We start from the raw sequence: 13,187 nt of genomic DNA on the forward strand, positions 1-13,187 counted from the left end.
GTCCTTCCTTATAGAGATGTTTCCAACACCATATAGCGGTCATCCTCGCCTTCCTAGGACCCGTCGCTCAGTTGTCAATAAGTGTTCAAGCTGCGGTTCGGCAATCGCCATATGCATGGCGATCTGCTGCGCTTGCCCCCATTGTAAGTCGGGCTGGAGCCATACCAACGCATCTTCGCGGGTAAAGGCCAGCACTCTTTGCTGCTCGCTGACGATCTCGCCGTAGGTCACTAGGGCAAGGCCATCGCAACCATTTGGCGTTTCACTGGCCTGGGCTAGGGCCGCAAGGAATATCGGTGACGACTGGCGGGAGGTCGTGTAGCTGAGGCGGCGGGACGGTACAGCCACGTCAGGTTCTAACGTTTCATACCAACCATCGACCGCTATCAAGACTCTGCCGTCGCGCTTGACCCGGTCAAAGACTTTGGAACGCATCACCAGGTGCAAGGGCAGGTGGGTCAGCGGCGGCATCGTGCCCATCGACCAGACGGGCGACCACCCCCAGCGCACCTTGATGCACTCCAGCCGCCCGCCACGGTTGCGTATGGCGCTGACCTGCATGTTCGGCTTGATCACGCTTTGTCGCTGATGCAGCGCGGGCGCCGCCGCGGCATGAAGACTGTCGGCGGACAAGCTTGATGAGTTGGCACTGAAGGGCTCGCGCTGGGCAAAGAACGCCAGGGAATCCTTGGAAGAAACAGGCTGAACGAAACATTCACACATCGCGAAAACTCCAGGCTGATATGGACTACAACCCGCCGTTGAAGCCGAAAAAAACGAGTCGTCTTCGGTCGGTTGCGGCGGTGTTATGTAGCTCCGAGCCGGCGCGCCAAAGCTTGGTTCGAAAATCCTTATCGTCACCGGATGAGCGGAAAATCAAGCGGCGTTTCATCCGCTTATGCGACCGCTCATCGTCTGCACGGAGAGCCGCGCAATTTCCGAAGGTCGTTCGTTTTGTCCCCGCTGCTGTTGCATCGACGGCGTATCGCGAGGCTTCTGACGAAGGAGAAATGACCCATGACCAAAATCGACAACCTGCTGGATAACAAAGGGACGCCGCTGGACAAGCAGACGTTCACCTGGCGTGACCTGGCCGGCAAACCCATCAGCAAACTGGATGACGATGCGTTCACGCGGGTGCGGGTGATCCTAATGAACGGCGTCGAATCCGACGCGCTGCGGCTCAAGCATTTCGGCGCGCGTTTCCACAAGGAATTGCAACTGCCCCTGGCCCAGGTAAGGCGTGCCGAGCAGCATCAGATGACCGCGATAAACTGGCTGCTGTCGGCTGATCATTCGCCTCTTGAAACTACCGTGGCCTACGAACAGGTCGCCATCGAAGTGACGGCCGCCGTCGCTCAGAACGAGCCCGATCCTTATCAGGTGCAGACCTATCGTTTTGGCCTGCTGGAAGATTTCGACCACCTCTACCGTTATTCGGCCATGCTTGATCGATTGGAAGGCAAAGACGCCAACAACATCCTGCAAGGCTACACGGACATCGTGCCCGGCCGGCCCACCAGCGAGCACCACCGTGCCCCCGGCGATGACCTGCGCGACAACTATAAGAAGGAGAACGCCGCGCTGATCACCAAGATCCATGCGGCGCTGATCACCGGCGCGGAATACCAGACCCACGATTACTACATGAACATCGGCCCATTGTTTGCCGACCCGGTGGCGCGCGCGTTGTATGCCGAGATCGCCTCGGTGGAAGAGCAGCATGTCACTCAATATGGCTCATTGCAGGACCCCAGCGAAACCTTCATGGAGAAGTGGCTGGTGCATGAGGCCATGGAGGTCTACACCTACGCCAGCTGCGCCGAGCAGGAAGAAAACCCACGGATCAAGGCAATGTGGGAACGCTTCGTCGACTACGAACTGGGGCACTTGAACCTGGCCTGCGAACTGTTCAAGAAGTACGAGCGACGCGACCCCGCCGAAGTGCTCAGCGGTCAGTTGCCGCGCATGATCGAGTTCAAGAGCCAGCGTGATTTTGTCCGTGAGACGCTGTCCCGCGAAGTGGACCTGCGCGCCCACGGCATCGACTACGTGCCCAAGGAGCGCGAAGGCCACGCGTCCCTCGACTACCGCGCCCAGCTCAACAGCGAAGGCGTGCCTGCCAACATCGTCTCCGCGGGCTACACCTTCAAGCCCGGCACCGAACTCAACCCAGTGGGAGAACAGCAATGAGCGAACGTCAAGTGATCATCGGCATGAATCGTACCGGCGCCCAGATGTCTCCCGAAGACACTACTCGCCAACTGGAAGCCACCCGCCTGTTTCCGGCGGACGTGCCGGGCGACATGAGCGACTACACCGCAGAGCGCGAGCGCGCCATTCGCGAGGCCGACCTGATCGGCTCGGTACCGGCACCGGGTTCGGTCAAAGGTATGGTCAAGACCGCACTGGACAAAACCATCGGCAAGGCGCCGGAAGTGCTGCTGGACAAGCTCGGCGAACGCCTGGCCTTCGAACGCACCGGCGTGCGGTTGTATGAAGCGATGGTCGCCAAGGCGACTTCCGCCCCCGGCGCCGATCCGGCGTTGGTCGAGACCTTTCGGCAGATCCAGGCCGAGGAACTCGAGCACATGAACATCGTGCGCGAAGCCATCGAAACCCTCGGCGGCGACCCGACGGCCATGACGCCTTGCGCGGACGTGGCGGGCGTCAAGGCGATGGGCGTGCTGCAGGTACTGACCGACCCACGCACGACCGTGTCCCAATCCATGAGCGCGATCCTGACCATCGAACTGGAAGACAACGCGGCTTGGGAGTTGCTGATCGAACTGGCGAAGAAGGGCGGTCACCCGCTGATCGCCAAGCGCTTCGGCCATGCCCTGGAACAGGAGGAAACGCACCTGGCCACGGTGCGCAACTTCATCAGGCTAGATCTGCTCGCGCAAGTAAGCTGAGCTTGCTTCCACCTAGCTCCACCCCGTCTGGGGTGGACCGCCGGTTCGAACTTTAAAAGGACAACAGCCCATGAGTGAGACCGACCTTGAGATGGAAGTGAAAGCCTGGCGGCTTTTGCTCGAGGACGATGCGTATCGCCTGGACTTTCCCGAGGATTATCGCAACACGCTGATTCGGCGCGCCGATGAGTTGGTGTTGCAACAATTTATCAGCCTGGAGGATTGGCAACTGCTCAAGGATGCGGCCGACCAGGCTTATCAACTGACGGTGGAAATGCTGGCGCGCAATCAGCGCGATTGTCTCAACCTAGCCTCGTTGTGCCTGCTTGGGAAGGGAGGGACGGGAGAGCGAAAGGAATGCGTAGGGTCGTCTATGCTCGTTCAACGTATGAAAAAGTGAGCGGCTAAGGCTCGGTGTGAGGGGGCGTCGTGGGCGCCAATCAGGCGCAAATGTAACTGCTGATATGCATGGCATTCGCGGCGCGGACGATGCAATCGTGACCTCCGAGCTAGCCGGATTTCGCCGATGGGTTCTGGATCATTTGACAGGATGATTGTCCAGAGCCAAGGCACCCGTCCTATTGGCTATGGGTCGCATGAGTTGGCGCAGCCCGGCATCACTCCTCTTGGCCTTGATACTCCCCAAAAACAAGTCCAGAATTGAGTCTTTTCCTGCTTCGGCAAGAAAGGAAACCCCTTAGATTTCAATGGGTCGGACATCAGATGCGAGTCTCGTTTCCCGCTCCAATTATTTTTCTATAGGCTTCCATTGAAGTATGTAGGAACCCAAAAAAAGAGGCTTCGGCCTCTTTTTTTTGTTCCAGTAAAATCCATTCTGATACATCAATAGCCACGATTATTTAGTACATTATTTAGTACATCAATTCGACGCTTGGTAAGTCAGTTTTTAGAGCTGCTGGGCACTCTGAATACTTTACAACACTCCTTCATCCTATGAGTGGAGTTAGTACAATGGTCCTTACCAATACGACGGTCCGGCACGCTAAACCTCGCGCCAAAAACTATACCCTCCCTGACTTTGATGGCCTTGCGCTTTTCGTGAATACGAACGGCACCAAGAGCTGGCACTTCCGCTTTTCTTGGGCGGGCAAGCAGCCCCGTATTTCGCTCGGTACTTATCCCGAAATACGTCTGCGCGATGCTCGCGCTCTGCGTGATATCGCCAGGGCGCAGGTCGCAAAGGGTATCGATCCCCGCGATCAGCGACGGCTTGAGCGCAATGCCAAACTGTTGGCCCGCTGGAGCACTGAGCATTGTTTCAGCGTCGATGTGCTGCAGGTCCTCAGTCCTCTATCGCTGCTGGTCGACGGCACCGTGCTCCGGGCATTACACGCAAACAACTGATCGACACTGAGAAAGAACACTATCCTGCGACGCGCAAATGGGCAGAGGCAATCCATCGTCAGTGTCCAGACGCCCAAGGGCTGTCTTGGATATCGCGACAAGATGATTCGGCACGTGCGATAGTGCTCTTCGGTGATCGGATTCCTGAGGGGGCGCTCCACCCACGGGGGCGTCACGCAGCTTGACCGGGGACTCGGCTGTGTTCGACACGGTGCTCAACCTGGCAGAGCGGATCGGGGTCGTTATCATCGCGGGAAAACTGAGCCAAAATGACCGAATAGTGGCCCTGGAGTCCGCTCTCTGAGGTCGGAATTGTCATTCATCAGTCATACGATCTTGCTGAAGACGGCGGGCTTGCATTCGCGTTAGTTTTCGTACGGGCTCAACGATCAAGAGGTTTCGTATGCATCCCAGGAACGAACGGTGCTTGTCCCAGAGCGCAGCAATAACATGATGGCTGGCTCCGTGCCGGCCTAGGTGCGGAGCTCGTCATGAACGCCAACCAACCTTTGAGTGATGCACTGATAAGCCGCCTGGAAGAAAAAATTCCAGCGATGGCGAAAGGCGCGGTCAATACAGCATATATCAATGCGCTGGCGGCCGGACTCAGTGTGATGGAAGTCATCAATGGCATGCTCGTTGAAACAACGGCCGATGGTCTGCACAAGGTTATTCGAGTGTCCAAGCCCAAGCATAAGGTAGCTTCGGGCGGAATTATCAAGGTGCGACGATGCTGACGACCGTTTCTCGGTTGAGGTGTTAGTTCTAGCCGATCAGGCAAAGCACAATAAAAGCGCTGCGCCTCCGCGACACAGCGGATTTATGTTGCCAATCTGTCAGCTGAAACTTTGGTGACGTACTACCGCAGTTGTCGTGACACTAGCCTACTCGCTTGGGTCGCCGGAGCTGCAAGGTGGCGTCGATCGCGCAGTCGCTCCATAGAGAAAGATATTAACTGCGTTAGTGACAATTTTGTCGATTGCTGTATCCGATAACGGGGGCTGCACTAAACCGACAATCGCCCGCAACTTCACATCGCTAGATGTCATGCTCATGAACTGCTCTGCCAGAACAGCGGGCGAGATATCTGGATTGAGCCTGCTTGCAGGGCTCGCCTGATGTGCTGCGATCCACACCGCTAGCTTGTCCAGAATCTTCAGATAGCTGGCCGCAAGCATCGCTTGGGCAACTTCCGGGAATCGACGGCCTTCGTTGGTAAGCAGTCTATGTACAGCGAGCGTTTGAGGCGATAGCGCAGTGCGCACCAACTGACGACCGAAAGCAGGTAATACGTCCTCTGGCTCGAGTCCTTCGATTGTGAGTTCATCCAGCGGCTTCGCCATTTCTGTGGATACGTGCAGCATCGCAGCCTTGAATAGCCCTTCTTTACCACCGAAATAGTCATAAACATTGCGACGCGAACCGCCGACGCGAGCAATGAGGTTATCGACAGCCACGGCGTCGAATCCGTTCTCCAAAAACTGTTCCGCTGCTACAGCGATCAGTTCTTGTACTCTCTGGGCCCCCTTAATCGTTCGGTGGGCTGGGGTTTTCTGTGGAGCCAACATGGAGCGCGCACTTCGTTCATAAAGGGTCTGGAACAGTACCACGCCAGGCTATCCCCCAGAAACGCTGCAGGCGACGTTAAACGCTTGGAAAATGCAAGGCCCTGAGGCTCGTACGCAGGGTGTGTTTGCGCGGGTGCTTTCTTTTATTTTTTGGTATGGTACTGTGCCGTACCAAGTTAAAAAGGCTGGAGTTATGTCTGCAGAATCGGTGGAGGTGCTTGATGCTCACCGCTCCGCGAAAGGCGTGCAGCGAACCCAGGGCCAGACGGTGGTGATAGCGGAGCCTTTTTTAGAGCGAGGCTTCCAGATCATTTTGAGGGACGACTTCATGGTCCGTGTCGTCGACTTGTGGCGCGCCATTTGGGCAGCCGAGAGTCGACGAGATCGTCCTCGGTATGGTCCGTGCAACAAAGCGCAGAGTAACGCGACTCTCCGATACTCCTTCGAACACAAAGCCACTTCACACTGGCTTCGTTCTCTTATGGTGTTGCTGTGCTTGAGCCTGGTCGGGACCAATACTTTGGGCGAGGGAAGGGTGGGCAGCCCGGCGGATTTTGCTACCTATCAACTCGAAACCCGAGCGCAATTGCGCTCACAGCGCAACTTTCAAACGCATGAGCCGCTGAAAGAGTTGCGATGGAACTCCCCAGGGGAGTGGCACCCCCCCGCAGGCGTCCGGCCAAGCAAAGGCATCCTGCTTGTTCATGGCCTTGGCGATTCCCCATGGTCGTTTCACGATCTGGCGCCTGTGCTTGCAGCCCAAGGCTTTTTGGTACGCACCGTACTCTTGCCAGGGCATGGGACTCGCCCCGAGGACTTGCTTCAAGTTGATCTCAAACAGTGGCAGCGCGTGGTGCATGAGCAAGCGCAAGTGCTTCGCCGCGATGTCGAGCATGTGTACCTGGGTGGCTTTTCCACAGGGGCCAACTTAGTGCTCGACTACGCCTACGACAATCCTCAAATAGCTGGCTTAGTGCTGTTCTCACCCGCTTTCCGTGCTTCCAGTCGGTGGGGGTGGCTGGCCCCGTTGACTGCTTGGGTACGTCCCTGGATCGTGTCCCCCGATGGGCAGCGTCCGATGCAAAACAGCGTTCGTTATCTCAACATGCCCACCAATGGGTTTGCGCAATTCCATAACAGCAGCCTTAAGGCTCAGCGACGTTTGAATGAGCGCTTTTACGATAAGCCAGTATTCATGGCCGTTGCGCAGCACGACTCAGTGCTCGATACGAACTATCTACTTGAGATGTTCCAGTTCCGCTTCACACATCCTGCCAGTCGGTTGGTCTGGTACGGCGAAGAGACGCTGGGTGTGTACGACCGCGGACGCGTCTTGGTACGCAAAGATTACTTGCCGCTTTTGCGGATCAGCCAGTTCTCACACATGGGCCTGCTGTTCGCCCCTGGCAACCCGCTGTATGGCGAGCGGGGCATTTTACGTATTTGTTCAAACGGGCAGCCATCCAACGCCACCCGAGCTTGCGAACAAGGTGCGCTGACCTGGTACTCGGATTGGGGGTATCGCGAGGAAGGGAAAGTTCATGCCCGTTTGACCTTCAATCCCTATTTCGATTGGCAGGCTTCGGTCCTGGTAACCGTGCTCGACGCACTTCCCATCAACGCTGACGTTGAATCAACGCCTTCTTCCCAAGAGAGTTACCCATGAAAGCCATCCGTATTCATACGTATAACGACAAGCCAGCCGCCGAACAGATCCCGCCCCCTGTTGTGGCTAAGGACCAAGTACTGGTGCAGGTGCAGGCAACCGCACTCAATCCTCTGGATGCACTGGTGGTGTCAGGTGTGGCGGCCCAGTTCTTCGCCATTTCCCTGCCGCTCACGTTGGGGACAGATTTTGCCGGCGTCATCGAGAAGGTGGGCTCCGAAGTCAGTCAATGGCGTGTTGGGGATCGGGTCATTGCCTGCGCCGATGCCAGCACGTGCGGCGGCCTGGCCGAGTTTGCCGCCGTGCCCGCGAGTGCCTGCGTAGCATTGCCGCAACGCATGTCTGCTATTGAAGGTGCGGCTATCCCTATCGCGGCGCTTACAGCCTGGCATTCCTTGTTTTCTTCCGCTTGCTTGAAAGCAGGGGAGACCGTTTTGATCCACGCAGGTGCAGGTGGAGTCGGAACTTTTGCCGTGCAGTTTGCGAAGAAGGCAGGCGCTCGTGTAATTGCCACGGCTTCGGGGGATGGCCTTGAGCTCGCTCGTCGTCTCGGTGCGGACGAAGTGCTGGATTACACATCAGTAGACTTCACTTCGGTCGTTCACAACGTGGATGTGGTTTTGGACTTGGTCGGTGGTGAGACGCAACAGCGCTCCTTCGAAGTGCTGCGCAAGGGCGGGCGACTTGTATCCACAGCCATGCCACCAGACGCTCACTTGGCTGAATCCTTTGGTGTGACGGCAAGCATGTTCTATGCGGCGCAGTATGCCTCTCAGCTGGATAAGCTGGTCTCGTCGATAGACGAACAGGGCATTGAGGTTGTGATTGACCGCGTGGTGCCGTTTGACGCATTCGATGATGCTTGGGAACGATTGGTTTCAGGTCGGGCAAGGGGCAAGATTATCGTGCAGTGAGTCTGGGCGACAGAGACTTTGCATGATGGGTCCCGCTGCACAAAGAAATCTGCAGCGGGGCTTCCTGGAATGGTCGTCATAACGCCCAGCAGATAATCAGCGAAGCACCATCAAATAGACACCACAGGCCAGTGCCAACAGCCCTGCGGGAATAGCTGTTACGGAAATGATGTCGATCTGGCGAGACTGGCGAATGACATCGGGCAAGTTATTCTTCTCGGCCGCGCTGCGTCGCTTCAACACGGGTATCAGACACAGCATATTGCCGAGGACAGCGATGCCTCCGGCAACGACTTTCAACGCGTAGATGCCATCGAAGCGTGTCGGTTCAATGAGCAACAGACCGGTGACAAGTACAACGACGAAGGCCGGCATTTCGAAGAACAGATCAATCTGCCGGTGCAGGCGGGCAACGGTGAAACCCTGATTGCGGCTCTGCGCTCGGATGCGCTCAAGCAGGTACTCGACCGCTACGATGCCCAGCCAGAAAGCGACGGCGAAAAGGTGCAATTGCAACAACCATTCGAAACGCATGGCCCAGCCCTCAGTCTCTGATCAATCCGGGCGTTTTCACCGGAGCATCCCTTCGTCTGTCGGGGTGATCACGTTCAAGAAAGCGGCGTAACCCTTCGCGGGTTTCCGGTTGATGAATAGAGTGATTGAAACATTGGGCCTCGATACGCAGACCCTCAGCCAAAGGCAGACCATATCCCCGAACTGCGGCCTCTTTGTCGGCACGCATGGCAGGTTGCGGCAACGTGCAGAGAAATTGGGCTAGCTCCATCGCTCTTGCCAACGATTGTCCTGTAGGGACGACTTCATTGGCCAGACCGATGCCCAGTGCTTCTGCGGCGGTGATAACTTTGCCCGTGAGGATCAGTTCCATCGCCCGGCCCATTCCCACGATGCGTGGCAAACGTTGACTTCCGCCATCGGCGAGCCCGATGTTCCACCGTCGACACGTAACGCCAAAGGAGGCATGTTCTTCGGCAATGCGCATGTCGGCGAAGCATGCCCATTCCAGCCCGCCAGCGTAGGCTGCCCCGTTGACTGCGGCGATGACCGGCTTGTAAATATCGGTCCAACGGCTGGGCCCGAGGATGCCGGGGCGTTCGCCGCGGTTATGGGCCGCAATCTCGCTCAGGCTGGTGGGCACCAGGTCGAAGCCTGCTTCAAGGTCACCACCGGCACAGAATGCCTTGTCGCCGGTGCCGGTAATGATGGCGACCAGAGCGCTTGGGTCGTCTCGAAACTGTGTCCAGGCTTCCACCAGTTCCAAGTGAGTGGTGGGCCCGATGCAGTTGCGCTTTTCCGGGCGGTTGAAGCGAATGATCCTTATAGGGCCGTGTGCTTCGTATTCGATTTCCGTAAAGGCCATAGCGGGTGATCCTCTTGGTGTTTTTTCAACTGCTGATCAAAGCCAAGTCACGTTTTGCTCAAGTGGGAAACGTAATCGGGGATTTCGGACCGCGTGCGTTCCCGGTAACCCCACGGCTAGCAGCATGATGGGAATGGCCTCTTTGGGCAGAGGCAATATCTTCTTCAAGCGTTTCTCGTCGAAGCCTTCCATGGGACAGGTGCTGTAACCGTGGCTTTGAAAGGCGAGCATGAGATTCTGTGCCGCCAGCGCTGTCGATTTCACCGCCCAGAGTCGCATTTGCGTCAGGCTGTTGGGGGTGCGCATAACGGGGCGCTTGTGGCCGAGCAACCTGACCATCTGGCGTTTGATAAACCCCCGCCAGCCCATCCAGCCCTGGTTGTACTGGAAAGGAGCCGTTTCCTTGTAGAACCGATCAACCACCTTGGGTACCGCAGCTTCAGGCCATAACTTGAGCACATCAGCACAGGCCGCACTCCAAGTGTCCGGCCGTGCCAACACCGCGATGATCAAGGGGGCCCTCGCGGCACTTTGCCCAAGGCATACCTGTTCCAATTGTTGAAGACGTGCTGGATCGCGCACAACTTGGAAAGACCACGGTTGCAGGTTGCAAGAACTGGGTGCCAACGCCGCGAGCTCCAGGCAGTCTCGAATGATTGCTTCAGGAACCGCTTCTGCAGCGAACTGGCGAGCAGCCCGCCGGCTTTCAACCAGGGAGCGAAATGTTGTCGCGGATTCTGAAAATTCCGAATGGGACCCCAAAGCGTTCATTTTTCTAAGCCTCGGCCAGACGGCGTTGTTTTGTCGTCTCGGCCTTGTGGGCAACAAGCCATTCGAGTACTTCGTCCCAGACTGGCGCGGCAGATGGACGGAAATAGCCCATGTGTCCAATGGGCTGTTTTTTTGTTTCGGGATGGAGGTCGCGTACCCGCAACGGGGCATTGCGATAGCCCTTGATGAAAGCATCCCGTGATACGGGTGGTGCCCACGGATCATCCACTGCGTTGGCAAACATGCAGGGCGTGCGAACTCGCGCGTAGCGATCAGCGACAGCTGCCATGGCGGGGTCGTCGAAGAAGTAGTGGGGGTAGGCGCACCAGCGTCGCCAGTCTTCGTAGACCCCCTTCGGCAAGTCGTCGCCCATGCCCAGCAGGCTCCAGGCCATGTAGCCTTTGTGCGCGACGATCAAAGGCAGGATGCATGACCAAAGCAAGCGAACCTTGAAGGCCTCCAGTCTTGGCATCCAACCGGCCCATCCGGCCCCCGTACCGAAGCAGTAGGCAGCCGTGATGCGGTGATGGTTGGGTAGTAACCCCAGTGCGTGTCCACCAAAGGAGTGACCGACCCAGTAAAGCGGCGTAATGCCGTCATCCATATGTTCGACTGCCGCTGCCAGGTCGAGCCAACCCCAGTCCAGGTAGGACATCTCAAACCCTTTCAGTGATTTGGGCTTGGAGGCTCCTATACCCCGGTAATCCATTGTCAGGACGTTGAAGCCTTGTTTGCTGGCATGCTCGGCGAAGCGGCGGTAGAAACGCTGTTGCACCCCCGTCGCCCCCGCCATGATGAGGTTGCCCTTTAACGCCCCCTGTGCAGAATAACGGATAGCCGCTAGTCGATAGCCATCGTCAGCCACCAACGTTAATTGATCAGCCATAGAGAAATCGGGTGCGTAAGCCAGCAATGTCATCGGGAAGGTTCCTTCTGCTCGATCCCCACCAGTTCCTTGCGCAGAATTTTGCCTACATTGCTCTTGGGCAACTCGTCCCGAAATATGATGCGGCGGGGGCGTTTGTAGCTGACCAAGTGTTTTTCGCAGTGTGCGATCACGAGTGCCTCATCCAAGTAAGGTTGACGACGTACGACATAGGCGATGGGTACTTCCCCCGCCTTTTCGTCCGGGGCCGGTACAACTGCCGACTCCAGGACTCCGGGGTGAGTGTTCAAGATCCGCTCGATTTCCGAGGGAAATACCTTGAGCCCCGAGGAAATAATCATTTCTTTTTTTCGGTCAACCAGGCGCAGATACCCATCCAGATCGAAGAGGCCGATGTCGCCTGTGCGGAAGAAACCATCGTGGGTGAATACTGCTGCATTTTCTTCGGGACGCTGCCAATAACCGGCCATGATGGCCGGACTACGCACACATATCTCGCCGGCGCCAATAGTGACTTCTTGTTCATCCTCGCCCCGTAGGGAAATTTCAATTCCCGTTACGGGTAAACCTACCGAGCCGGGGCGTGAGCGCCCCGCTGGGTTGCAGGAGATCAGCCCGGTTTCGGTCATACCGTAGGCTTCGGTGATATGGCAGCCGGTGATCCGATGCCAGAGCTTGGCCGTGGACTCGCTGACTGGCATGCCCGCACCGAGACAAAGGGCGAGGTCGGTGAAGTCCTGCGAGCGGAAGTTTTCATGCTCCAGGAGCGAGTTGTAGAGGGTGTTGACTCCGGGGAAACTGCTTACTCGGTGACGGGACCATTCTTTGATAAACGCCGTGGTATCGCGTGGATTCATCACCAACACCGCTTTACCACCTTTGGCCAAGGCGAAGAGCAGATTGCCCAGGCCGAGAATGTGGTAGAGCGGCACCGCGAGCAGTAACACGTAGTCCTGCTCAGCTCTGCCTAAAAGATGCGGGCGCAGAGCCGAATTCTGTTGGGCAACGTTGAACAGCAAAGCCCGATGACTGATGGGTACACCTTTGGGTTGCCCCGTAGTGCCGCCGCTATAGATGATGAAGGCTGTCTGCTCGGCTGCGATGGGCGCACGTTGACTGAGTTTGGTCGCCCGAGTGGCTACGACCTTGCGCCAGTCGATGGCGCCTTCCATGCCGGTGAGCTTGCTGCCCAAGCGCCAATGGGCCACCCAATTGACCAATGTCCGTCGCCAGCCTAGTTGATCACCTGGAGCCACTTGCACAGCAAGACTCACCCCGGCCTTGAGCATGGCCTGCTGGACTCCCTGGCCCATGGGTCCGAAGAGAAATACAGCTTTGACCTCACTGTCCTTGAAAACCTGCGCCAGCTCCTGTGGTGTATACAAAGGGTTTACGCAGACGGCGATCAAACCCGCCCGGATAATTCCCAGGCACGCCACAGGATGGGCGAGCATGTTTGGCAAAGCGACGGCAACCCGGGCGCCCGGTTGCAACCCTTGATTGATCAACCAGGTCGCTACTGAGGCACTCAGATTCTGTAGTTGCTCGTAACTTACGTTGGCGCCCATGGCCGACAGGGCAGGGGCTCGAGGCGCTTTCATAGCGCCGCGTTGGAGCAACTCGTCGATGGTGCAGACCCCGAGGTCGGCAAGCTCGCCGCCATTCTGCCCGCTATCGACTAACTTCAGTTTCTCGTTATCTTTTTTATTTGAACGATTCATCTG

General features: G+C 57.2%; 14 protein-coding genes and 1 pseudogene. 8 read left to right on the forward strand and 7 right to left on the reverse strand.

The features are described 5' to 3' along the window. Positions 1-39: 39 nt before the first annotated feature. On the reverse strand, positions 40-723 hold the full coding sequence (locus J3P88_RS12670; RefSeq protein WP_434575627.1) for an SOS response-associated peptidase family protein: 684 nt from the start codon (positions 721-723) through the stop codon (positions 40-42). Positions 724-1,017: 294 nt separating this feature from the next. Here J3P88_RS12670 and J3P88_RS12675 point away from each other — a divergent pair, with 294 nt between their 5' ends. The 6 genes and pseudogenes from J3P88_RS12675 (at position 1,018) to J3P88_RS12700 (ending at position 5,017) form a co-directional block, all read left to right on the forward strand. Beyond that, entirely contained in the window at positions 1,018-2,193 is a 1,176-nt protein-coding gene (locus J3P88_RS12675) for a hypothetical protein (protein WP_434575628.1), read from the forward strand. Next, positions 2,190-2,915, forward strand: a complete 726-nt coding sequence (locus tag J3P88_RS12680) for a ferritin-like domain-containing protein (protein WP_434575630.1) — start codon at positions 2,190-2,192, stop codon at positions 2,913-2,915. Before J3P88_RS12675 ends, J3P88_RS12680 begins: the two co-directional genes overlap by 4 nt. 70 nt (positions 2,916-2,985) lie before the next feature. After that, entirely contained in the window at positions 2,986-3,315 is a 330-nt protein-coding gene (locus tag J3P88_RS12685; protein WP_434575632.1) for a hypothetical protein, read from the forward strand. Positions 3,316-3,887: 572 nt separating this feature from the next. Beyond that, positions 3,888-4,154, forward strand: a pseudogene (locus J3P88_RS12690) (Arm DNA-binding domain-containing protein); the annotation flags it as partial. A gap of 35 nt (positions 4,155-4,189) precedes the next feature. Continuing rightward, the gene (locus J3P88_RS12695; protein ID WP_434575633.1) at positions 4,190-4,465 is read left to right on the forward strand and encodes an RES domain-containing protein; all 276 of its coding nucleotides are present in this window, start codon (positions 4,190-4,192) and stop codon (positions 4,463-4,465) included. A gap of 306 nt (positions 4,466-4,771) precedes the next feature. Continuing rightward, positions 4,772-5,017, forward strand: a complete 246-nt coding sequence (locus J3P88_RS12700) for a hypothetical protein (RefSeq protein ID WP_434575635.1) — start codon at positions 4,772-4,774, stop codon at positions 5,015-5,017. A gap of 147 nt (positions 5,018-5,164) precedes the next feature. Here the strand turns inward: J3P88_RS12700 and J3P88_RS12705 are convergent, their stop codons facing one another. Next, complete coding sequence (locus J3P88_RS12705; RefSeq protein WP_434575636.1) at positions 5,165-5,890, reverse strand: TetR/AcrR family transcriptional regulator; 726 nt, start codon at positions 5,888-5,890, stop codon at positions 5,165-5,167. 439 nt (positions 5,891-6,329) lie between these two features. Between J3P88_RS12705 and J3P88_RS12710 the strand changes: the two genes are divergently transcribed. Both J3P88_RS12710 and J3P88_RS12715 read left to right on the forward strand, forming a co-directional pair. Further along, positions 6,330-7,514 carry an alpha/beta hydrolase gene (locus J3P88_RS12710; RefSeq protein ID WP_434576425.1) on the forward strand — a complete coding sequence of 395 codons (1,185 nt, stop codon included), beginning with the start codon at positions 6,330-6,332 and terminating at the stop codon, positions 7,512-7,514. Further along, complete coding sequence (locus J3P88_RS12715; RefSeq protein ID WP_434575638.1) at positions 7,511-8,428, forward strand: NADP-dependent oxidoreductase; 918 nt, start codon at positions 7,511-7,513, stop codon at positions 8,426-8,428. Before J3P88_RS12710 ends, J3P88_RS12715 begins: the two co-directional genes overlap by 4 nt. A gap of 96 nt (positions 8,429-8,524) precedes the next feature. On the opposite strand, the gene J3P88_RS12720 is transcribed toward J3P88_RS12715, so the two are convergent. The 5 genes from J3P88_RS12720 to J3P88_RS12740 are packed head-to-tail and all read right to left on the reverse strand — an operon-like array spanning position 8,525 to position 13,184. Beyond that, positions 8,525-8,962, reverse strand: coding sequence for a hypothetical protein (locus tag J3P88_RS12720; protein ID WP_434575639.1), 438 nt, complete (start codon positions 8,960-8,962; stop codon positions 8,525-8,527). A 10-nt stretch (positions 8,963-8,972) separates the two neighbouring features. After that, the gene (locus J3P88_RS12725) at positions 8,973-9,806 is read right to left on the reverse strand and encodes an enoyl-CoA hydratase/isomerase family protein (protein ID WP_434575641.1); all 834 of its coding nucleotides are present in this window, start codon (positions 9,804-9,806) and stop codon (positions 8,973-8,975) included. A 36-nt stretch (positions 9,807-9,842) separates the two neighbouring features. Then, on the reverse strand, positions 9,843-10,577 hold the full coding sequence (locus tag J3P88_RS12730; protein WP_434575643.1) for a nitroreductase family protein: 735 nt from the start codon (positions 10,575-10,577) through the stop codon (positions 9,843-9,845). Between the two features lie 4 nt (positions 10,578-10,581). After that, complete coding sequence (locus J3P88_RS12735) at positions 10,582-11,496, reverse strand: alpha/beta hydrolase family protein (protein ID WP_434575644.1); 915 nt, start codon at positions 11,494-11,496, stop codon at positions 10,582-10,584. Continuing rightward, on the reverse strand, positions 11,493-13,184 hold the full coding sequence (locus tag J3P88_RS12740; protein WP_434575645.1) for an AMP-binding protein: 1,692 nt from the start codon (positions 13,182-13,184) through the stop codon (positions 11,493-11,495). The genes J3P88_RS12735 and J3P88_RS12740 overlap by 4 nt, the downstream gene beginning before the upstream one ends. Positions 13,185-13,187: the final 3 nt, after the last annotated feature.

Origin of the sequence: Pseudomonas sp. Z3-6 (assembly GCF_051131985.1) — a bacterium.
GTDB classification, from domain to species: domain Bacteria; phylum Pseudomonadota; class Gammaproteobacteria; order Pseudomonadales; family Pseudomonadaceae; genus Aquipseudomonas; species Aquipseudomonas zanjanensis.